Raw genomic sequence first — 21,309 nt, forward strand, 5'->3', positions numbered from 1 at the left:
AACCAGACAACAGGGGACACCCACAATGCGTTTCATGAAAGTCGCGGCCGCGGCCGCCATTTTTCTCGCGGCAGTCGGCGGCGCCGAGGCCAAGGACTGGTCGAAGATCCGGATCGGCACCGAAGGCGCCTACCCTCCGTTCAACAACCTGACGGCTGACGGTCAGCTCGTCGGCTTCGACATCGACATCGCCAATGCGCTCTGCGCCCAGATGAAGGTCGAGTGCGAATTCATCACCCAGGACTGGGACGGCATGATTCCCGCGCTTCAGGCCGGCAAGTTCGACGCCGTGATCGCCTCCATGTCGATCACCGAGGAACGCCTCGAGAAGGTCGATTTCACCAACAAATACTACAACACGCCGCCGGCCATCGCCGTGCCCAAGGACAGCCCGATCACCGAGGCGAGCGATGCCGCGCTCGACGGCAAGCTGCTCGGCGCCCAGTCGTCCACCACCCACTCCAACTACGCCGAAGCCAAGCTCCCGTCCGCGGAACTGAAGCTCTATCCGACCCCGGACGAATACAAGCTCGACCTCGGCTCGGGCCGTATCGATGCGGCCATCGACGACGTCGTGGTGCTGTCCGACTGGCTGGCCACCGACGACGGCGCCTGCTGCAAGCTGCTCGGCACGCTGGTGCCGGACCCGGTGATCAACGGCCAGGGCGCCGGCATCGCGATCCGCAAGGACGAGCCGGAGCTGAAGGCGATGTTCAACGACGCCATCGCCGCGATCCGCGCCGACGGCACCTACGAGAAGATCCAGTCGAAGTATTTCGACTTCGACGTCTACGGCGGCTGATCCGATCCGCATAACTGGCGAAACGCATGACATGGCCGCGACCGGCCATGTCATGCCCGCATGCGGGTTGCCGGCATGACCGATGCACTGACACTGCTGTCCTTCGGCTCCGAGGGCTGGGGCGACGAAATCGCGCGCGGGACGCTGATCACCGTCAGCCTCGCGCTCGCCTCCCTGCCGTTCGGCCTTGTCATCGGTTTCGTGGTGGCGCTTGGCAAGAAGTCTGAGGAACCGTCGCTGCGAACGGCGGCCAATATCTACACGACCATCTTCCGTGGCCTGCCCGAACTGCTGACGCTGTTCATGGTCTACTACGGCGTCCAGATCCTGCTGAACAAGATCTACCAGGTCTTCGTTCCGGACGGCTTCGTCGATGTGAACGCCTTTGTCGCCGGCATGGTCGCCCTGTCGGTGGTGTTTTCCGCCTATGCGTCCGAAGCCTTCCTGTCCGCTTTTCGCGGCATCAAGCAAGGGCAGTATGAAGGCGGTTACGCGCTCGGGCTGAGGCGCGGCCAGACGCTGCGGTTGATCATCTTCCCGCAGTTGATCCGCCTCGCCCTTCCCGCCCTCGGCAACCTCTGGCTCATCCTGCTGAAAGAGACGGCGCTGATCTCCGTGATCGGGCTAGACGACATTTTGCGCTGGTCGGGCATCGCCGCGCGCGTGACCAAGGAGCCGTTCCTGTTTTTCGGCGCCGCCTGTCTGATCTATCTGTTGCTGGCCATGATCTCCTCGATCGGCCTGACCTGGATCAGAACATGGGCGCAACGCGGGGAGGGTCTGCGATGAGCCTCCAAGACCCTCGTGATGCAGTGCAACTGCCCCCGCCGGTGCTGCCGCGTGGCTGGAGCGGCACGCGCGTGACCGGTCACGTCCTTGTCGCCCTTTGGGCCGTCGCCGGTGCCTATCTGCTCTACTATCTCGCCTCAAACGTGTTTTCGAGTTTCGTCGCCAATTACTGGGACGACTATGTCGACGGGGTTGTTATCACGATCCAGCTTGTGGTCATCTCGATCGTGCTCGGGGCCTTGCTGTCGCTGCCGGTCGCGCTTGCGCGCTCCTCGCGCAACATCGTGCTGTCGAGCCTCGCCTACGCCTATGTCTACTTCTTTCGCGGCACGCCGCTGCTCGCGCAGACCTTCCTGATCTATTATGGCGCCGGCAGTTTCCAGCCGCTGTTCAGCGATCTCGGGATCTGGTGGTTCTTCCGCGACGCCTGGTATTGCGCCGTCTTCGCCTTCACCCTCAACACCTCCGCCTATCAGGCGGAAATCCTGCGCGGCGCGGTCCAGAACATCGACAAGGGTCAATGGGAAGCCGCTGCGGCACTCGGCATCCGCAAGGGCGTCACCTTCTGGAAGGTGATCCTGCCGCAGGCGATGATCGTGGCGCTGCGGCCCTATGGCAACGAGCTGATCCTTTTGATCAAGGGCTCGGCCATCGCCTCCATCATCACGATCTACGACCTGATGGGCGAGACCCGCCGCGCCTACTCGCGGTCCTACGACTTCCAGGCCTATATCTGGGCGGCGGTGCTTTACCTGATCGTCGTGGAGACGCTGCGCCGGATCTGGGACAAGCTCGAGACCCGGCTCACGCGCCACCTTAAGAGAAACGGATAAAATATCGCTCAAAAACGGTTTTGTTCGGTTTTGGAATTTGCTCTGCGAGCCCCGCGACCGCGCGCTTGCCAAGGTCGCCGCGCCGGTCTAGAGCGAACCGGATGACGTTGCGGGTCCGTCGCGTCGCCATCATGCGCCGGGCGGCGCGCTCCCTTTTCGTTTCCGCTGGAGACCCCATGTCCAAGACATCGAAATCCCCCCTCCACCCGGCTTCGCTCCTCGCCCACGGCGGCGGCGGCGTGGATCCGGCGACCGGCGCCGTGGTGCCGCCGATCCAGCCGGCAACGACCTTCGCGCGCGACGCGGAGTATCGCCTCATCAGCGATACGCATCTCTATGCCCGCGACGACAATGATCTCGTGCGCCAGATCGAAAGCCTGATCGTGGAGCTGGAAGGGGCTGCGGACAGCCGCCTCTTCGCGTCCGGCATGGCCGCCATCGCCGCGACGGTGCGCACGGTAAAGCCCGGCGGCACGATCCTCGTCCAGTCCGGGATCTACTGGGGCACGACCTCCTGGCTGCGCAAACATTGCGATCACGCCGGGATCGCGCTGATCGAGGCGGATGCCGCCGATACGGCCCGCTTCTGCGAGACGCTGGTGGAGAGCGGTCCGTCTCTGGTGCTGATCGAAACGCCGTCCAATCCGTGGCTGACCGTCGCCGACATCGCGCCGATTGCCGAGGCCGCCAAGACTGTCGGAGCAACCGTGGCTGTCGACGCAACCGCTGCGACGCCGCTGTTGATGCGTCCGCTGGCGCTTGGCGCGGATCTGGTGATCCATTCTGCGACCAAGGCCCTCAACGGGCATTCCGACGTTCTTGCCGGGCTCGTGTCCTGCCGCGATGCGGACAGCGCTGCCTGGAGCTTCATCCGCACCGAGCGCCACGATGCCGGCGCCATCCTGTCCTCCTTCGATGCCTATCTGCTGCTGCGCGGGCTTCGCACGCTGGCGCTCAGGATGGAGCGCATGTGCGCGAACGCGCAGACGATTGCCGAGACGCTGGCCGCCCATCCCGCTGTCGAGACCGTTCTCTATCCGGGCCTTGCGGATCACCCGAGCCACGACCGCGCCAAGGCGCAGATGCACGGCGGATACGGCTACCTGATGTCGGTCATGGTCAAGGGCGGTGGCGCCAACGCCCTTGCGGTCGCGGGACGGCTGGAGCTGATCAAGCGGGCGACATCGCTGGGCGGCGTGGAGAGCCTCGTCGAGCACCGGCACACCATCGAAGGCGACGCGACGGGCGTGCCGGAAAACATGTTGCGGCTTTCCGTCGGCATCGAGAACGCCGACGACCTCATCGCCGACCTCACGGCCGCGCTGTCGCCGACGCGACGCTGACCCCGGCCGACCGGCTCAGAAATCCGGTCGGTCTCCGCCTTTCGCCGGGATCGACAGGGTTTCCTTGTGTCCGCGCAGCCAGCCGACGAACGCCTTGACCGAGGCGCGCTGCACTCCCGGCTGCGTCACGATGTGGTAGCCCGAACCGTCGCGCACATCCTCAAACAGCACGCGCAGAAGGCCGCTCTGGATCTCCGGCTCGATGAAGGCCCGCGCGGTTGCCGTGACCCCCTCGCCGCGCATCAGCCCGTCAAGCATCATGTGCCCGGGCAGATGCAGCACATTGAGGTTTCGCTTGGAGACAACGCCCTGCCGGTCGAGCCAAAGCGCCAGTTCGTTGGTGCCATACTCCTGAAGCCAGGGAAATTCGTAGATCCGCGCCGGATCGGGAAAGGGCTCGGTGCCGACGAGCGAGGTCGCCGCGACGATCACGAAATTGGTCAGCAGCAACGGCTCCGACTCCAGTCCCGGCCAGCGCCCGTCGCCGAAGCGGATGGCGATATCGACCCCGCCGGGTGAAAAATCCACGAGCTCCGCCGTCGGATTGAGCATCAGCTCGATGTCCGGGTGACGATGACGGAACTCCGCGATCCGGGGCATAAGCCAGCTGACGGCAAAGGCAGGGGTCATGGTGACATGCACGGGGCGGGTCGCATCGGCGCGCGACAAGGCATCGACCGCCCGGCGAATGGTCGAAAAGCCGTCGTTGAGGCTGCGGGCGAGTTCCCGCCCCTCCATGGTCAGCGCCACGCCGCGCCCTTCCCGCACCACGAGACGCACGCCGAGAAAGGCTTCCAGTGTCCGCATCTGCTGGCTGATCGCCGCATGGCTGACGTTCAGCGAGCGCCCTGCCGCCGAATAGCTAAGGCATTCCGCCACCGCGGAAAATGCCCGCAGGCTGCTCAGCGAGGGCATGTCGCGCCAATCCATATGTAATCCAGACTTACATGTTGAATGTTTTCCTGAGTGGCTTTTCCTGCCGTTTTCCGCAGTATGGATAGCACCACACGGCTTCAGAGAGGGCAAGCCAATGTTTGATATCTTCGCCAACTCGATCATGACCGCGACCCGGGCGCGGACCGACGAACGGCTTCCCGACCGCTATGTCGATCCCTTCGGCCTGACCACCGGCCCCGCCCGCAACACGAGCAACCGGCGTCGTCTGCTGACGCGAGGGCGCCGGTAAGCGTGCGGCCCGCCAAAAGCCCCCTAAGCATTTCGGCGGGCCGCCACGCTGACACACCGCTTCGATTGCGCTAAAACCCCTGTCGAAACCTTTTGCGGCCGCCAGCTCTGACTGCGGCCGCTTTTTCGACACGCAGGGAGGCGCGCCTTATGGCAAAAGCAGCATTCATCGGCCTTGGGGTCATGGGCTATCCCATGGCCGGCTATCTGGCGAGCAAGGGCGGTCACGACGTAACCGTCTACAACCGCACCGCCGCCAAGGCCGAAAAATGGGTCGCGGAACATGGCGGCCGGCATGCCGCCACCCCGGAAGAGGCCGCACGCGACTGCGACTTCGTTTTCGCCTGCGTCGGCAATGACGACGACCTGAGATCCGTCACCATCGGCGAGGGCGGCGCCTTCCACGGCATGAAGCCCGGCGCGATCTTCATCGACAACACCACCGCCTCCGCAGAGGTCGCCCGCGAGCTCCATGCGGCAGCGGCCGAACGCGGCTGCGGCTTTCTCGATGCCCCGGTGTCGGGCGGACAGGCGGGCGCGGAAAACGGCGCGCTTACCGTCATGGTCGGCGGCGACGAGGCCCACTATGAAGCCGCACGTCCCGCGATCGCGTGTTTCGCAAAGATGGTCGGCCTGATGGGGCCGTCCGGTGCCGGCCAACTCACCAAGATGGTCAACCAGATCTGCATCGCCGGCCTCGTGCAGGGCCTGTCGGAAGCAATCCATTTCGCCAAGTCCGCCGATCTCGATGTCGCCAAGGTGATCGACGTGATCTCCAAAGGCGCGGCGCAGTCCTGGCAGATGGAAAACCGCTGGGAGACCATGCGCGACGGCAAGTTCGACTTCGGCTTCGCCGTCGACTGGATGCGCAAGGATCTCGGCATCTGCCTCAAGACCGCGAATGAAACCGGCGCCCGCCTGCCGGTGACCGCGCTGGTCGACCAGTTCTACGCCGAGGTCCAGAGCATGGGCGGGCATCGCTGGGACACCTCCAGCCTGATTGCGCGTCTGGAAAACGCCGACCGCAAGGGCTGACCGCCCCGCAACAGGCCGGCAAAAACGAAAAAAGCCCCGGGCGCTCGCAGCGTCCGGGGCTTTTTTTCGTCAGTCGCACCTCACGTGCAGGACCCTGCTATTCGCCGGTTGCCTCGGCAACGATCTCTGCGAGGAGCGCATTCACCTCCGCCAGTGCCTTTTTCGATGCGTCCGATCCGGTTTCGTCAAGGCGGCGATAGCCGACGGTCACCTTGCCGGGCTGATCCGGCGTTTCATAGAGGAAGACCGCATAGGGGCAGAAGGCGACATTGCCCGGAGCGGCCTCCATTGCGGCGCGCGACAACCGCGCGGAGCAGAAGAGCATCGTTTCCGCCTTGGTGAAGATGGTCGCCTCGGAGCCGACATCGGCGCCGGTGCGCGCCAGCATGTCGCCGATGTGCGAGACGTAGTCGATCACCAGGCCCCGGTTGACGATGGCGCTTTCCAGATCGAAGCGCACATCGTCGTAGGCCCGCTCGACCGTCTTGCCGCTTGCGGCCTCCGGAAGCCCGGACTGCGCCTGAGCGCCCCCTGCGGCGCCGGCCACAATCATCAGTGCTGCCAAGCCTGTGCGAATGAACGTCATGCCATGCCCCATTTTCGGGTCTCCTCCGGCTCATTTGAATTCGGCCCGAAGCCTAACCGAGCCACGACCGTCAGGCCATGACATATCTCAAACCTTGAATGTAAGAACGCAAACGCGCGCCCTCAGACTGATGACCAAGGGTGTGACTGCTCTCCAGCGTCATACCGGGCAAGCGGACGCGCGACCCGGTATCGGAGAGCCAACACCCTATCCGTTTTGTGGAGTTGCCAGCGGCCGAACCCCTGCCTCACCGATCCCGGATCGCAGCTCGCGCTGCGTCCGGGAGAACGCCTACCGGAGGCGTTGTCATCATTTCTCAGGGCGCAGACGCACGCCCTTTCCCAGGCCCTCACGCCTCGCGGTCGGCGCGTGATTTCTCCGTCGGCACATAGGCGAGCGGCAATTCGCTGGTGCTCTTGATCTGCTCCATCGCGAAGGACGTCGAGACATCGGAGATCTCGATGCGCGCGATCAGCCGTTTGTAAAAGGCGTCATAGGCCTCGATATCCGGCACGGCCACCCGCAGCAGATAGTCGACCTGTCCGGCCATGCGGTAAAATTCGACGACCTCGGGAAACTCGGAAATCACATCCGCGAACTTGCGCAACCAGTCGTCATTGTGCTGCGAGGTCGTGATCGACACGAAGGCCGTCACCTTCACGTTGACCTTCCGGGGGTCGAGAATGGCGACGCGCCGTTTGATCACGCCGTCTTCCTCAAGTTTCTGGATGCGGCGCCAGCACGGGGTGGTGGACAACCCCACCCGCCGGCCGATCTCGGCAACGGGAATGGTGCAATCCTCCTGGAGGATGGAGAGAATTCGTCTGTCAATGCGATCGATCATGGTTTCACGGCTCGGTTGGACCGCGCTCGCCATGGATTCATTTTCCAAAAAATGACCAGAGCGCAATGCGGATTTTCTTCAGGGACCCGCATGATGGAGAAAGTTAGATTTTTCTTCCAAATTCATGCCTGTTTCCGCTTGCCGCGTTTTGTTTCCGATGTCAACTCACTCTCTCAGGAAACGAATTTTCGGGCGGGTTTTCATCCCGCCAAGCAAAGGGAGCAGACATCATGCTTCGTCTTAACCGGATCGCTGCCCTGATCGGGCTTACCGTCTCACTCGGGTTTGCGCCCGCCGCCGTCGCCGCTCCGGAGGTCACGCCTCTGGTCTCCACGCAGTGGCTTGCGGACAATCTGGATCGCGACGACGTCCTCGTGGTCGACATCCGCTCGCCCTTCGCCAACTCCGGCCGCGAGGACTACCTCAAGGCCCACATCCCCGGCGCGGTGTGGAGCGAGTATCCGGGCTACTGGCGCACCGACCGCGACAGCATCGTCGGCGTGCTGCCGTCGGTGGAAAAGCTCGAGGCCGCGCTTTCGGAACTCGGCGTGTCCGATACCAAGGCCGTCGTGATCGTGCCGGCCGGCACGACCAGTTCGGAATTCGGTGCGGCCGCGCGCATCTATTGGACCCTGAAGTATCTCGGCCACGACGCGGTCGCGATCCTCGATGGTGGCCACGCGGCCTGGGTTGCGGAGAACCGCCCGGTGGAAAGCGGCAATGTGGTGCCGACGGGCGATATGTTCATCGCCGAACCGCGCGATGCCTATCTGGTGCAGACCTCGGACGTTGCGTCCAAGCTCAACAGCTCCGCGGTTCTCGTCGACGGACGTCCGGCCGCGCAGTTCAGCGGCAAGGAAAAGCACTCCAAGGCGACCCGCTTCGGGCGCATTCCGGATGCGGTCGGTCTCGACCAGGCCGTCTTCTATGACGAGGAGAAGGGCCGGCTCAAGGATCGCAGCGAAATTGCGTCGCTGGTCTCGCCGGAACTCGCCGACAAGAGCGTCGAGGTCGTCTCCTACTGCAACACCGGTCACTGGGCCGCGACCAACTGGTTCGTGCTGCACGAGGTGCTCGGCTACGAGAACGTCTCGCTCTACGACGAGAGCATGGTCGGCTGGTCGCAGAACGAGAGCCTGCCGATGGCCTCCGAACGCACCACCTTCGACGATATCAAGGCGTTCTTCTCCGGCCTGCTTGGCTGAGCACGATCGCTACCTCGATGACAGGATGACGCCGGCGGCCGCAACCGCCGGCGTTGTCATGTGAGCAGAGCGGCGATCTCGCGCTTGAGAACCGGCAGGCAGTCGCGTTCGAACCACGGATTGGTCCGAAGCCAGGCGTTGTTGCGCCAGGAGGGATGCGGCAGGCAGATCGCCGCAACACCCTCGGCGCTCGTCGCGTCGAGGATCTCGCGCCACGCGGCAACCGTCTCGCGAACGGACCCTCGGCGATGCCGTCCGAGATGATAGGCCTGCGCATAGGCGCCGATCACGATCTTGAGACGAAGCTGCGGCATCGCCTTAAAGACCCGGTCGTGCCACTGCCCCCCGCATTCCACGCGCGGCGGCAGATCGCCGCCCTTTGCATCGAGGCCTGGAAAGCAGAAGCCCATCGGCACGATCGCGATCCTGGAGGCGTCGTAGAATTCATCTTCGCCGACCCCCATCCAGTCGCGCAGGCGGTCGCCGCTCGGATCGGTGAAGGGTCGTCCGCTCGCATGCACCCGGGTCCCCGGCGCCTGGCCGCAAATTGCAATCCGGGCGGTGGACGACAACACGCACACCGGCCGCGGTTCATGCGGCAACGGCACACGGCGGGGCGCGTCGCGACAGACCCGGCAGTTTGCGATCTCGCGTGCCAGCGCCTCGGTTCGCTTGCGTTTCGGTTCCTCGGGTGTCGCGCCCAAAGCTGACGTCTCCTGCACGTGTTGTCTTCCCTGCGGCCCCGGCCGCCCGTTCGGCGGGACACGATCTATTAACCACGTCCCTGAGGTCTCTATTAAGGGTTCATGACCATGATGAGGAGACTTCCAATCGATCGGGCAAATCCCCGATAACCCTTGTCCAGGCACGTATGGCGGCGCAAGACAGCATCTCAAGCGAGGCCAAGACCGCGCGAAACAGCGAGCGGGCCCAACGTCGGCGCGATGTCGCGCGCACGGTGCGCAGCGTGCGCGAACGCCTGTCGTCTGCCGACGGCACGCCGCCGAATTTCGACTACGAGCTGCTTCTCACCTACGCCAAGAACCGCTTGAGCGCGGCTCTGGCGTTGCCGCTGTTCGCCCTGATCGTCGGCGCGATTTCGCTGCTGTGGATGGAACCCGGCATTATCGGCGGCTGGCTCGCCTTCACCCTGTTTGCGCATATCCTGTTGCTGATGGCGTGTCGCCGGTTCGAGCGCGAGGCAACACCGGATGGCAGTCTTGGCGCCTGGCGCCGCCAGATGATCCTGGGCGACCTGCTCTACGGCCTGTGCTGGGCCGGGTTCTTTCTGCTGCAGTCGACCGCGCCCGGTCATGACGGATCGGAAATCTTCCAGTTCGCCACCATGCTGATCGTGATCGCGATGCTGACGATGCTCTCGGCGAGCATCCCCCGGGCGCTGCTTGCCGGCACGCTGCCGATCACGATTGCCATCGTGGTGTCGTTCCTCAGCGAGCAGAGCGCGATCCACTACGCGATGATGGCCATGGCCGTCGGCGCGCAATGCTTCTTCGTCATGCTCGGCAACCAGCTTCACGTTTCCACGGTGACGATGCTCGCCTTCCGCGCCGAGAAGGACCACCTGATCTCCGAGCTCGAGCAGGCCAAGGCGATTTCCGACGAGGCCCGGCGCCGGGCAGAGGAAGCCAACCTCGCCAAGTCGCGCTTCCTCGCGACGATGAGCCATGAGCTGCGCACGCCGCTCAACGCCATTCTCGGGTTCTCCGAGGTGATGAAAAGCCAGTTGCTCGGCCCGATCGAGAACCAGACCTATTGCGAGTATGCCGGCGACATTCACAGCTCCGGACAGCATCTGCTCAACCTGATCAACGAGATCCTCGACCTGTCGCGCATCGAGGCCGGCCGCTACGAACTCACCGAGGAGGCGGTGCCGCTTGCAACGCTGATCGACGAATGCAAGCACATGATGGCGATCCGCGCGCGCAAGAAGAACATCACCATCACCGAGGTGCTGGAGGCAAACCTGCCGAAGCTGTGGGTCGACGAACGCGCCGTGCGGCAGGTCGTGCTCAACCTGGTCTCGAACGCGGTCAAATTCACCCCCGCCGGCGGCGAAGTCACCATCAAGGCCGGCTGGACCGCCGGCGGCGGTCAGTACATCTCGATCCGCGACAACGGCCCCGGCATTCCGGAGGACGAGATCCCGCTGGTGATGCAGGCCTTCGGTCAGGGCGCGATCGCCATCAAGAGCGCTGAGGACGGCACCGGTCTCGGCCTGCCGATCGTCCAGGCGCTGGTGCAGATGCACGGCGGCAAATTCGAACTCAAGTCCAAGTTGCGCGAAGGCACCGAGGCACTGGTCACCTTCCCCTCCAGCCGGGTGCTGGAAGCGATGCCTGCGCTCGAGGAAACAGGCCTTGCGGTCCCCGCATCGCGCCGCGCCTCCAGCCGGAAGATCGTGCGCAAGGCCTCCTGACCTCCCAGAAAGCCCGCGCTGCGCCTTATTCCACGCCCTTGCCCGACACGCCCGCGTCCGCGAAGGTCGCCATGCCGTCGTGCACCTGCGCGGCAGCCTTGACGATCCCCGCCGCAAGCGCGGCACCTGTCCCCTCGCCCAACCGCATTCCCATGTCGAGCAGCGGCGTCTTGTCCATTTCCGCCAGCGCGCGCGGGTGCGCCGGCTCCGCCGACACATGGCCGAACAGGCAATGGTCGAGCGCATCGGGGCGCATCTTGTAGAGCACAGCGACAGCGGCGGTGGCGACAAAGCCGTCGACGATCACGGGAATGCGCTGCAGGCGCGCCGCGATCACCGCACCGGCCATCGCAGCGATCTCCCGACCACCGACACGGCGCAGCACTTCCAGCGGATCCTTGACGTCGCCGATCCGCGCGACCGCGGCCGCAACTGCAGCGCGCTTGCGCTCCATGCCATCGCTGTCGACACCCGTGCCCGGTCCGACCCACTCCTTCGGATCGCCGCCGAACAAGGCGGCAAGAACGGCAGCGGCGACCGTGGTGTTGGCGATGCCCATTTCGCCCAGGCACAGCAGGTCCGCGCCCCCGGCAACAGCCTCCATGCCGAACGCCATCGTCGCCGCGCAATTCGCCTCGTCGAAGGCGTCTTCCTCGGTAATGTCCGGGGTGGGCATGTCGAGTGCGAGATCGAACACCTTCAGCCCCAGGTCATGGGCGATGCAGATCTGGTTGATCGCCGCGCCGCCGGCGGCGAAATTCTCCACCATCTGGCGCGTCACGGCCGGCGGATAGGCCGAAACGCCCTTTGCCGCGACGCCATGATTGGCCGCGAAGATCGCCACCATCGGCCGGGTGATCTTCGGCCGGCTCTTGCCGCTCCAGCCCGCGAGCCACTCGACGATCTCTTCCATACGGCCGAGAGACCCGGCCGGCTTGGTCAGATTGCCCTCGCGCGCCCGAACGTCCGCGACCGCCTCGGCGTCGGGACCGGGCATCTGGGCGACCAGATTTCGAATGTCGTCAAAGGGCAATGCGGATGCGGAAGAGGTCATGCAGGAGACTCCGGATGGGATAGACGAACCCGCCTTGGCGCCGGGCGGGCGCCGATCTATAAACCGTCAAGCGACGTGCCGCAAAGCCGGATCGAAGGACCCCATGCCAAGCCCAAACGACCGACTTGCAACCGCCGCGATCTGGACGCCGGGCCGGCTTGTCGCGGATATCGCCGCGACGCTTCGGTTTTTCTCGCGCCTGCCCGTTCCGCGGATCAATTCCCATGACGATCCGGCCGCGCTTCCGGACTTTCGCCGCGCCGCCGCCGTCACGCCGCTGAGCGGCCTCGCCATAGCGCTTCCCGGTGTTGCCGTCTTCCTGCTGGCGTCACTGACGGCCCTGCCGGCAACCGTCGCGGTCCTTATCGGCCTGTCGGTGAACATTGCCCTTACGGGTGCGCTGCATGAAGACGGGCTTGCCGATGTCGCCGACGGGTTCTTTGGCGCGGGCGCGCCGGAACGGCGGCTGGAAATCATGAAGGACAGCCGGATCGGCGCCTTCGGGACGCTCGCGCTGATCCTGACCCTTGCCCTGAAGGCCGCGCTCCTGGCAACGCTCGCGGCGCGCTTTGGCGCAGGCGCCGCCGCCCTTGGCTGGCTCGCGGTGGAAAGCGGATCGCGCGTCGCGCTGGTCGGCGTCTGGCGCGCGCTTCCCGCGGCGCGACCCGGCGGGCTGTCCGCCCTTTGCGGCGCGCCGACACGCCGCGCCTTCGTCTGCGCGCTGGTGTTCGCCGGTCCGGTCTACGCCGTCTGCATCGTGGCCTATTCTCCCGCAGCACTCCTGCTCGCGGCACTGGGCCAGGGGCTGGCCGGATATGGCGTGGCGCGGATCGCCATGGCAAAGATCGCCGGGCAGACCGGGGACGTGCTCGGCGCGACACAGCAGCTCGCCTGTATTGCCGGATTGACGGGCTTGTGCATCGTCGTTTGACTGCGATGCGGGAACCTGTCCAACTTGCACCGCCCGGAGACGCCGGGGGTTGTTCCAAACGAAAAGACATGCCGCGATGACCGGATGCCGACTGACGATCCATGCAAACACGCCGGGCGGCTCTGCGCGCGCGGTGGTGCTGCTGTTGAGCCTCATGGTTCTGCTCGCGGGATGCGGCACAAGGCCGGACGCCGGCATTCTGGAGGTCTCGCAACAGGTTGCGAGCGATACGACCCCCCATACGATCCTGGTGGCGACAACACGCGAGCCGGACACGCGGCCTGGCACATTGTTCGGACGCGAGCGGTCGACGGGGCTCAATTTCGCGGAAGCGACCGTGTCCGTCCCCTCGACGCATGAAGCCGGCAAGATCGAGTGGCCATCAACGCCGCCGGGAAATCCGGAGACGGACTTCACCGTCCGGGCAACGCAACGGCTTGACGACGATACGTTCCGCGCGGCCCTGAATGCCGAACTCGCCAAGCGCCCCAAGGGCAAGCGCGAGGTCTTCGTCTTCATTCACGGCTACAACACGCGCTTTCCCGAGGCGCTCTACCGGATGGTGCAGCTGAAGCACGATTCCGGCCTGCCGCATGTCGCGGTGCTATTTACCTGGGCGTCGGGCGGCAATGTCACCGACTACCTCTACGATTCCAACAGCGCCACCATCGCGCGCGACGGTCTGGAGCGAACCCTGCGCATGGTCACCGGATCGAATGCGGAGAAGGTCAATGTGCTTGCCCATTCGATGGGCAACTGGGTTCTGACGGAAACAATCCGACAGATCCGGATCTCCGGACGCCCGCTTCCCGAACGCAAGGTCGGTGTGGTCGCAATGGCGGCCCCCGACCTCGATATCGACGTGTTCAAGGCGCAGATGCGCCGCGCTGGAAAACCAACAAAGCCCTACATCATCCTGGTGTCGCGCGACGATCGCGCCCTTCAGGCGTCGAGCCTGATTGCAGGCGGCAAACAGCGCCTCGGCGCCTATGAAAACGAAGCGGAACTGGCGGAACTCGGCGCCATCGTCATCGACCTGACCGACATCGCCGGGACGGATGCGGCCAACCACGGAAAGTTTGCGGAGATCGCCCAGGCCGCGCCAGAACTGCGCTCGGCGCTGCAGTCGCTGGAACTCAGGCCGCAGGTGTCGACCACGGAAACCACGGTCGATGCGGTCGGGAATACGGCCAAGGCCGCCATCACCTTCCCGCTCAAGATCCTGACCGCACCGCTGACGGCCTTGTCCAATCGCCAATAGTTCCCACATCGAAGGAAAGACGCGCGCGCCGCGCCGCTTTTCCAGGGGCGACGCCATGCGCCCTCGCCCAGGACCCGATTGCCTATGACCGCTCCGATCGACAGCCCCTGCATCAAGCTCTGCCGCATCGACACGGCCACCCGCCTGTGCGTCGGATGCCTGCGCACGCTTGAGGAGATCGCCGGCTGGGGCCGATTGACGCCAGAGGAACGGCGCCAGGTCATGGCCGCCCTTCCGGCACGCGGATCTCTCCTGACGGAGGCCGGCTGATGTTTCGCGGCGGCTTTGCCGGAACGCTGGTGCTGGTGGTTCTCGGCATCATCATTTTCGCGGCCATCCTGGCCTTTCTGACCGGTACGGACATGCCGGGAGACGGCACGATGTTTTCCGACGCCGGCCCCAGGGTCGTCGCGCTGATCGCGCTGCTGCTCGTGATAGGCGGGCCGATGCTTGCAGCGCCGCGTCAGATCCCGGCCTTGTTGCGCGGGCTCGTGCTGTGGACGCTGTTCGGCCTCGTGCTCGTTGGCGGCTACGCCTACCGGGCGGAACTGGAAGACGCCGGACGCCGGATCATGGGGACGCTGTGGCCGGGCACGGCCATCGAGGATCGCGCGGGCACGATCACGGTCGTGCGCGACCGGAGCCGGCAATATCGCATCAAGGCCCGGGTGAACGACGCGGCAGTCGATTTCGTGTTCGATACGGGCGCGTCGGCCGTCACGCTGACGCAGGACGACGCCCGCGCGGCCGGCATCGATCCGTCGACCCTGAGCTACACCGTGCCCGTTTCAACAGCCAACGGGCAGTCGACCTTCGCTTTGACCACGCTGGAGGAGCTGCGGATCGGCAGTCTGCGCCTTGAGGATGTGCGCGCCTTCGTGGCGCGGCCGGATGTGCTTGAAACCAGCCTGCTCGGCCTCTCGGCCCTCGACCGGCTGAAAGGGTGGCGGGTCGAGGGCGACCGGCTCATTCTCGAGCCGTGACGCGTCCGACCCGCCGTCTGATCAGCCCCAGAGGCTCCAGGCGAAGCGGGCCGCCACCAGCAGCAGGAACAGGCCGAAGAAGACCTCGAGCTGCCGCTTCGGCAGGGCGTGAGCAATCTTGACGCCGAAGGGAGCGGCAAAGGTCGTGATCGGAATGATCAGCGCCACGCCCAGCAGGTTGACGTACCCGAGGGAAAACGCCGGCAGGTCAGGATTTCCCCAGCCGGCCCAGATCATCCCGACAACGCCCGGAATGGAAATCAGCACGCCGGTGCCGGCGGAGGTCGCCACCGCCTGGTGGATCGGACGGCCGTAGAGCGTCATGAAGGTGTTGTTCATCACGCCGCCGCCGATCCCCATCAAGGTGGAGAAAAAGCCGATCAGCGCGCCGCACACCGCGCGCAGCGGGTTGCCTGGAATATCCGCCCCCAGCCGCCAGCTCTCCCGGTTGAACAGCATGCGCAGGCCGACGACGACGGCGATGCCGGCGAAGATCGCCTTCAGGCCGTCGCCGGACACATAGGCGGCAACAAGGCTCGCCACGATCACGCCGGCGGGCACCGGGATCAGCCAGCTCTTCAGGAGCTCCAGATCGGCGGCGCCACGCTTCTTGTGAGCCGCGAAGGAGCGCAGCGAGGTGGGGACGATAATGCCGAGCGACGTCGCGACGGACACATGCATGCGCACGGATTCGTCGACGCCCAGCCAGGTGAGAAACTCAAAAAGGACCGGAACGAGAACCGCCCCGCCACCGATGCCGAAGACACCGGCAAGAAGTCCGGCCACGGCCCCGGACGCGACCAACGCCACGACGAGCCCGATTATTTCGCCGTTGATCGACGAGAGATCCATGAAAGCCCCCAAGCACTGCGGGAAGAGGAAGCGGGAGGTGGGGCGGTTCGCCTAGCGACCGCCCGTCCCTGTCATTTCTAACTGACCCAGACCGGCGGCTTTGTCCAGTGTCGCCTCGCCAATCTCGGCAAGTGCCGTGTCCAGAACCTCGACGCCGGCGCCGGGACGAACCGCATCCACGGTCAACCGCCGCCGCCAGGCGCGTGCACCTGGAACGCCGTGATAAAGCCCGAGCATGTGGCGCAGGAGCTGGTTCACCCTCGCCCCCTCCTTGAGGCGCTCGAGAATGAAGGGCCGGAAGCGCTCGACGGCCTCGACCCGGCTCGCGACCGGGTCCGCCGTACCGTAAAAGCGGCTGTCGACGCCCGCCAGAAGCCAGGGATCGTGATAGGCGGCGCGCCCGAGCATGACCCCGTCGACATGCGGCAGGTGCGCGGACGCCTCCTCAAGCGAGCCGATGCCGCCGTTGATGCCGATGAAGAGATCGGGAAACCGGCGCTTCAAACGATACACGCGGTCATAGTCGAGCGGCGGGATGTCGCGGTTTTCCTTCGGCGACAACCCCTTGAGCCAGGCCTTGCGGGCATGCACCCAAAGGCCGTCGACTCCGCTGGCGACAACGGCGTCGGCCAGCGCATCGAGAGCGACCTCCGGGTCCTGATCGTCGACGCCGATCCGGCATTTCACCGTCACCGGGATGCGCACCACCGCCTTCATCGCCGAAACGCATTCGGCAACCAGCTCCGGTTCGCGCATCAGGCAGGCGCCAAACCGTCCCGACTGGACGCGATCGGACGGGCAGCCGACATTGAGGTTGACCTCGTCATAGCCGAAGTCCTCGACGATGCGCGCGGCCTCGGCAAGCTGACCCGGATCTGACCCGCCGAGCTGGCAGGCAACCGGATGCTCCAGATCGCGAAACCCCAAAAGCCGCTGGCGATCTCCGTGCACGACCGCTGCCGAGGCAACCATCTCCGTGTAAAGCAACGCATGCCGCGAGAGCGTGCGGTGGAACGCCCGGCAATTGAGATCGGTCCACTCCATCATGGGCGCAACGGCAAATCTGGCGTATTGGCTCATCTGCATGTTTGCATGTCTTCAGACTGTTGGCGGCTGCGGTCATGGGGAGGCGTGCGGCCTCCCCTTATGCAGCGTCCGCGACGCCGCATTTCAGATGGTCCGGCGCTTGCCTGCCTGGCGCTGTTGCAAAAAGGCGGGCATCGCGCTGGCACGGTCAAGGACCGGCCACTCTGCGGACGGCCTTCATATAGACGACTGTGCCGCGAAGGGAAACCGCCACGTCCTTGCAGGCGCAGGCGCGTGCCGGGGGAGCCACGGTGACCAAAGCGCTCACAACGGCCAGAACACCAGCAAAAGCGGAATGCTGACAACCACGACCAGGACTTCCAGCGGCAGGCCCATCCTCCAGTAGTCGCCGAAACGGAACCCTCCGGGACCCAGGATCAGGGTGTTGTTCTGGTGGCCGATCGGCGTCAGGAAGGCGCAGGAGGCCCCGATCGCGACCGCCATCAGGAAACTGTCGGGACTGACGCCCAATGTGGCGGCTATGCCGAGCGCAATCGGACAGAGCACGGCAGCGGTGGCCGCATTGTTCATCACATCCGACAAGAACATCGTCGTAATCAACACGACCACGAGCGCGGCAACGGGGTTGCCCTGGGCAATCGTGTCGACAAGGAACCGGGCGAGCAGGTCGGCTGCCCCCGTGCTCTGCATCGCGCCGGCAACCGGGATCAGCGCCGCGAGCAGGACGATCACCGGCCAGTCGATGGCGGTATAGACCTGCTGCAACGGCACCGTGCGCAGCACCATGGAGGCCAGCACACCGAGCGCGAAGGCAACGGCGGCGGGCAGCACGCCGAGGGTCACCACGCCGATCGCGGCCAGCATGATCGCGCCGGCGGTGATCGCCAGACGCTTGTCGGGAATGCGCAGCTCGCGCTCGCCGAGCGGCACGCAACCGGTCTCGTTGACGAACCCCGTGACCGCATCCGCTGCGCCCTGCACCAGCAGCAGATCGCCGGACCTGAGCTTGACCGTGCGAAGCCGGGCGCGCGGCGGACGGCCTTCGCGCGCGACCGCCAGCAGGTTGAGCCCGTAGCGGGTGCGAAGAAAAAGATCGCTGGCCGACTGGCCGACGATCGTCGATCCGGGCAGGACGGCGAGTTCACGCAGCACTATTTCATTGTTGCGATCGCGCTCCCGACGCTCGTCCTCGTCCGTCTCTCCGGGCTTAGAGCTGCCGTCTTCGTCGCCGGCCGTCTCGTCCCTGCCGGTAGCACCCTCTTTGTCCGCCTCGTCGTCGTGCCGCTCGAGCGAGATATCGAAAACGGACAGGGCCTCGGCCAGCGCATCGACATCGGCCTCGAGAACCAGAATGTCGTTCGCGCGGATATGGCGCCCGCCGTGGGGCGCGGTCAGGCGGACCTCGTTGCGCACCAGACCGACAACCTGCGCTTCGCTGTCCTCGATCTTGCGCTCGAAGGCGCGCAGGGTCATGCCGACCGCCTTGCTGCTTTCGGGAACATGCAGCTCCGTGAAGTAGGCCCCTGTTTCAAAGCCTTCCCCGGCTGCGGACTTGCGCGACGGCACCAGCCGCCAGCCGATGACGGCGACGAAGAGGACGCCGGCCACCGCAACGGCAAGCCCCACGGGCGCGAAGTCGAAGATGGCGAAATGCCCCGGCCCGACCTCGGCCCTGAAACCGGACACGATGAGGTTGGGCGGCGTGCCGATGAGCGTGGTCATGCCGCCGAGGATGGTGCCGAATGCCAGCGGCATGAGAACCTGACCGGGCGCCAGGTCGAGCCGGTCGGAGAGCTGCACCGCGATCGGCATCAGCAGCGCCATCGCCCCGACATTGTTCATGAAACCGGACAGCGCCGCGCCGAGGCCCATCAGCGCCATCATGCTCGTCATCCGCCCGGCATTGCGCGGCAGCACGCTGCGCGCCAGCCAGTCCACCGCACCCGTGTTCTGAAGGCCGCGGCTGAGCACCAGCACGCTTGCCACCGTGATCACGGCCGGGTGCCCGAAGCCGGCGAAAGCGTCCTCGGCCGGGACCAGTCCGGCGACCACGCAGGCCATCAGCGCGGCCAGCGCCACAACGTCGTGGCGATAGCGCCCCCAGAGGAAGAGGCCCATCGAGCCGGCGAGGATCAGGAAGATCAGCAGTTGAGGGGTCGTCATCAAAACGGCCTTCGAAGCTTCGCCGCCGGCGGTGGCGCTTGAACGAAAAACGGCGGTCGCCCGGAAAAGGTTCCCTTGTGCGCTCGTCACCCGCCGACCGAACCGCCTCCGTCCGCACGCCGGCGTGTTGGTGGCTTAGGCGTGACTGTTTATCGGGCCCGCGGCGCGCGCGCGATCAGATTCTGAGCAGGCGCCCCCTCACCCGCGCAACCGTCAAACCGCCTGGAGCGTGAAATCCGGCGAGCCCGCCCAGGTGAGCGTCCAGCTCGCGCCGGGACGCACGTTCTGGATGATCCCGGGATCGAAGGCGACGAAACACCGGCCGCCCTTGTGCCGGACAGACGGATAGACGAGGCCCCGGTGCCCGTGCCGGCGCAGATCGGCGGCCAGCGCCTGCCCGGCCGGATAGCCCACCAAGGGATCGGGATCGAGGGCCGGATGCTCCAGTCCATGGAGATCGGGGAAATCACCAATGAAATCCGCGAGCAGTTCGACGTAGCGGGCCTCGTCCTGATACCGGCCGATAAACCCGAGTTCGCGCGTGCGGTGAAAGCCGACTTCCTGCACGCTCGTCAAAAGGTCCCAGGAACAATACCATGCGCCGCGCTCGCCGCCGTTGAAGCGGTTGCCGTCGGCCCGGGTGTAGGTGAAGGCCGCGTTGATGTGGCTTTCGCCATAAAGACCGAGATCGTGCGCGCGGCGGGCGAAGGCCAGTTCCCGACGGTCGAGCGCGGGGCTGCCCTCCCGTTCCGCGATCAAGCGCGCGCTGGTTTCGCCTTCCAGCTCCGCCAGGATCGCCGCTTCCTCGTCGGTATCGACCAGCCCGCGCAGCACCGGAGGCTTGTGGTGGGTTTCGGAGATCAACCGGACCAATGCGCGATCGTTGAGAGACGTGATCTTCACACGCCACCCCGCAGCGCATCAACATAGGTGCGCACGCGCAGGATCTTGGGCAGCCCGCCGGCAATCATTGCATCGACGGGACGTCGGCCATCGAACTCGGGTCCGGCGTTCGCAAGCTTGACCCAGTCGCGCGAAATCGGCTCGCTGAAATAGAGCTCCAGCGACTTGTACAGACCGACAAGCGCCCCCAGACGCAGCATCTGGTCGCGCGTCAGGTCGCCTGCATAATCGGGCTTCTTCGCACGCTTCCAGGTGGAATCGGACATGTCGGCCAAAGCCGCCGCCTCGCGCAAGGTCAACGACCACGCATCGGCGATCCGGGAAAACGCCTTGAGCGCCACGGCCTGCCTGTCGGGCGCCGCACGCTCCATCACGAGACTTTCCATTCGGCAAACTCCTGAGACCACCTCAAGATACGGTCATATGATCTGAAAATCAAGCTCATATGACCCACACCCGACGACAGGGTCGCAATCGGCCCGAAAACCGCCGGGATCGTCTCGATGCAATGTCCGGGAGAGCCCTATCCCTAGGCCGCTGTCGCCTTCACCTGCGCAGCGGGGACAATCCAGTTGGCAAGATCCTCCAGATTCGGCGCAAGCTCGACTGCAAGCCCCCCGGAGAATTGCACAAATGCCTCGGCGTTCAGACGATTGAGGCCGACCAACACCGGAATGTCGGCCGAAAGCGCCTCGGCGATGGCGGTTCGAAACCCGCGTCCCTCCGCCTCGTGCTTGCCGAACTTGTTGACGATCAGGCAGTCCGCACCCTCGGCGAGCCGGGCCTCGACAAGTCCGACAGCCCGTTCCAGCGCGGCCGGATCGAGCCGGCACCCCCTCGCCTCACGCCCCAGGCTTTTCGAGATGCGGATCGATGGACCGTCGGGCAGGACCTGGACATCCATGTCGCAGGGTCCGGCGTCGTCGCGCTCTGCGTTGATCTGCACCACGCCGGTCGCACGGATCCCGTGCTGCAACAGACGACGCGAAAGACCGTGGAGCAGCAGGTCGGTATCGCCGCGCCCGGCGGCCATCGTATAGGCAATCTTCATGGTGC

Annotated in this window: 23 protein-coding genes; 12 read left to right on the forward strand and 11 right to left on the reverse strand. The window is 65.3% G+C overall.

All coding sequences use genetic code 11. The annotated features are described in order from the left end of the window. Positions 1–25: 25 nt before the first annotated feature. The 4 genes from LC092_RS01040 (at position 26) to LC092_RS01055 (ending at position 3,767) form a co-directional block, all read left to right on the forward strand. On the forward strand, positions 26–802 hold the full coding sequence (locus LC092_RS01040; RefSeq protein ID WP_224804183.1) for an ABC transporter substrate-binding protein: 777 nt from the start codon (positions 26–28) through the stop codon (positions 800–802). 75 nt (positions 803–877) lie between these two features. Beyond that, the gene (locus LC092_RS01045) at positions 878–1,591 is read left to right on the forward strand and encodes an ABC transporter permease (protein ID WP_224804184.1); all 714 of its coding nucleotides are present in this window, start codon (positions 878–880) and stop codon (positions 1,589–1,591) included. Continuing rightward, positions 1,588–2,424 carry an ABC transporter permease gene (locus LC092_RS01050; RefSeq protein ID WP_224804187.1) on the forward strand — a complete coding sequence of 279 codons (837 nt, stop codon included), beginning with the start codon at positions 1,588–1,590 and terminating at the stop codon, positions 2,422–2,424. Before LC092_RS01045 ends, LC092_RS01050 begins: the two co-directional genes overlap by 4 nt. Positions 2,425–2,600: 176 nt before the next feature. Next, entirely contained in the window at positions 2,601–3,767 is a 1,167-nt protein-coding gene (locus tag LC092_RS01055; RefSeq protein WP_224804189.1) for a trans-sulfuration enzyme family protein, read from the forward strand. A 15-nt stretch (positions 3,768–3,782) separates the two neighbouring features. Here the strand turns inward: LC092_RS01055 and LC092_RS01060 are convergent, their stop codons facing one another. After that, positions 3,783–4,697 (reverse strand): LysR family transcriptional regulator, encoded by a 915-nt coding sequence (locus tag LC092_RS01060; protein ID WP_224804191.1) that lies wholly within the window; start codon positions 4,695–4,697, stop codon positions 3,783–3,785. A gap of 100 nt (positions 4,698–4,797) precedes the next feature. Here LC092_RS01060 and LC092_RS01065 point away from each other — a divergent pair, with 100 nt between their 5' ends. Together LC092_RS01065 and LC092_RS01070 are read left to right on the forward strand one after the other, a co-directional pair. Next, on the forward strand, positions 4,798–4,953 hold the full coding sequence (locus LC092_RS01065; RefSeq protein WP_224804193.1) for a hypothetical protein: 156 nt from the start codon (positions 4,798–4,800) through the stop codon (positions 4,951–4,953). A 149-nt stretch (positions 4,954–5,102) separates the two neighbouring features. Next, positions 5,103–5,987, forward strand: a complete 885-nt coding sequence (locus LC092_RS01070; protein ID WP_224804195.1) for an NAD(P)-dependent oxidoreductase — start codon at positions 5,103–5,105, stop codon at positions 5,985–5,987. Between the two features lie 97 nt (positions 5,988–6,084). Here LC092_RS01070 and LC092_RS01075 read toward each other — a convergent pair whose 3' ends face one another. Together LC092_RS01075 and LC092_RS01080 are read right to left on the reverse strand one after the other, a co-directional pair. Further along, positions 6,085–6,585, reverse strand: coding sequence for a DUF302 domain-containing protein (locus tag LC092_RS01075; protein ID WP_224804197.1), 501 nt, complete (start codon positions 6,583–6,585; stop codon positions 6,085–6,087). A 337-nt stretch (positions 6,586–6,922) separates the two neighbouring features. Beyond that, positions 6,923–7,414, reverse strand: a complete 492-nt coding sequence (locus LC092_RS01080) for an Lrp/AsnC family transcriptional regulator (RefSeq protein ID WP_224804894.1) — start codon at positions 7,412–7,414, stop codon at positions 6,923–6,925. 233 nt (positions 7,415–7,647) lie between these two features. Between LC092_RS01080 and LC092_RS01085 the strand changes: the two genes are divergently transcribed. Continuing rightward, positions 7,648–8,622, forward strand: a complete 975-nt coding sequence (locus tag LC092_RS01085; RefSeq protein WP_224804199.1) for a sulfurtransferase — start codon at positions 7,648–7,650, stop codon at positions 8,620–8,622. A gap of 56 nt (positions 8,623–8,678) precedes the next feature. Here the strand turns inward: LC092_RS01085 and LC092_RS01090 are convergent, their stop codons facing one another. Next, the gene (locus LC092_RS01090) at positions 8,679–9,326 is read right to left on the reverse strand and encodes a uracil-DNA glycosylase family protein (RefSeq protein WP_412103500.1); all 648 of its coding nucleotides are present in this window, start codon (positions 9,324–9,326) and stop codon (positions 8,679–8,681) included. 167 nt (positions 9,327–9,493) lie between these two features. On the opposite strand from LC092_RS01090, the gene LC092_RS01095 reads away from it, so the two are divergent. Next, positions 9,494–11,059 carry a sensor histidine kinase gene (locus LC092_RS01095; protein WP_224804200.1) on the forward strand — a complete coding sequence of 522 codons (1,566 nt, stop codon included), beginning with the start codon at positions 9,494–9,496 and terminating at the stop codon, positions 11,057–11,059. 25 nt (positions 11,060–11,084) lie between these two features. Here LC092_RS01095 and cobT read toward each other — a convergent pair whose 3' ends face one another. Continuing rightward, positions 11,085–12,113 carry a nicotinate-nucleotide--dimethylbenzimidazole phosphoribosyltransferase gene (gene cobT, locus LC092_RS01100; protein WP_224804201.1) on the reverse strand — a complete coding sequence of 343 codons (1,029 nt, stop codon included), beginning with the start codon at positions 12,111–12,113 and terminating at the stop codon, positions 11,085–11,087. A 103-nt stretch (positions 12,114–12,216) separates the two neighbouring features. Here cobT and LC092_RS01105 point away from each other — a divergent pair, with 103 nt between their 5' ends. The 4 genes from LC092_RS01105 (at position 12,217) to LC092_RS01120 (ending at position 15,288) form a co-directional block, all read left to right on the forward strand. Continuing rightward, complete coding sequence (locus LC092_RS01105) at positions 12,217–13,044, forward strand: adenosylcobinamide-GDP ribazoletransferase (RefSeq protein ID WP_224804202.1); 828 nt, start codon at positions 12,217–12,219, stop codon at positions 13,042–13,044. 76 nt (positions 13,045–13,120) lie between these two features. After that, entirely contained in the window at positions 13,121–14,305 is a 1,185-nt protein-coding gene (locus tag LC092_RS01110) for an alpha/beta hydrolase (protein ID WP_224804203.1), read from the forward strand. A gap of 84 nt (positions 14,306–14,389) precedes the next feature. Beyond that, positions 14,390–14,575 carry a DUF1289 domain-containing protein gene (locus tag LC092_RS01115; RefSeq protein WP_224804204.1) on the forward strand — a complete coding sequence of 62 codons (186 nt, stop codon included), beginning with the start codon at positions 14,390–14,392 and terminating at the stop codon, positions 14,573–14,575. Further along, a complete protein-coding gene (locus LC092_RS01120; protein ID WP_224804205.1) occupies positions 14,575–15,288 on the forward strand; it encodes a TIGR02281 family clan AA aspartic protease in 714 nt (237 codons plus the stop codon). The genes LC092_RS01115 and LC092_RS01120 overlap by 1 nt, the downstream gene beginning before the upstream one ends. Before the next feature lie 21 nt (positions 15,289–15,309). Here LC092_RS01120 and LC092_RS01125 read toward each other — a convergent pair whose 3' ends face one another. From LC092_RS01125 to LC092_RS01150, 6 genes are all read right to left on the reverse strand, one after another. After that, positions 15,310–16,140, reverse strand: coding sequence for a sulfite exporter TauE/SafE family protein (locus LC092_RS01125; protein ID WP_224804206.1), 831 nt, complete (start codon positions 16,138–16,140; stop codon positions 15,310–15,312). A gap of 51 nt (positions 16,141–16,191) precedes the next feature. Continuing rightward, a complete protein-coding gene (gene dusA / locus LC092_RS01130; protein ID WP_224804208.1) occupies positions 16,192–17,226 on the reverse strand; it encodes a tRNA dihydrouridine(20/20a) synthase DusA in 1,035 nt (344 codons plus the stop codon). Between the two features lie 264 nt (positions 17,227–17,490). After that, a complete protein-coding gene (locus LC092_RS01135) occupies positions 17,491–19,350 on the reverse strand; it encodes an SLC13 family permease (RefSeq protein WP_224804211.1) in 1,860 nt (619 codons plus the stop codon). Positions 19,351–19,563: 213 nt separating this feature from the next. Next, the gene (locus LC092_RS01140; protein ID WP_224804213.1) at positions 19,564–20,253 is read right to left on the reverse strand and encodes an RES family NAD+ phosphorylase; all 690 of its coding nucleotides are present in this window, start codon (positions 20,251–20,253) and stop codon (positions 19,564–19,566) included. Next, on the reverse strand, positions 20,250–20,639 hold the full coding sequence (locus tag LC092_RS01145; protein ID WP_224804215.1) for an antitoxin Xre-like helix-turn-helix domain-containing protein: 390 nt from the start codon (positions 20,637–20,639) through the stop codon (positions 20,250–20,252). Before LC092_RS01145 ends, LC092_RS01140 begins: the two co-directional genes overlap by 4 nt. Before the next feature lie 143 nt (positions 20,640–20,782). Then, entirely contained in the window at positions 20,783–21,304 is a 522-nt protein-coding gene (locus LC092_RS01150; protein WP_224804217.1) for a DUF2478 domain-containing protein, read from the reverse strand. Positions 21,305–21,309: the final 5 nt, after the last annotated feature.

It is taken from the genome of Stappia stellulata (assembly GCF_020176715.1).
Taxonomy (GTDB): Bacteria; Pseudomonadota; Alphaproteobacteria; order Rhizobiales; family Stappiaceae; genus Stappia.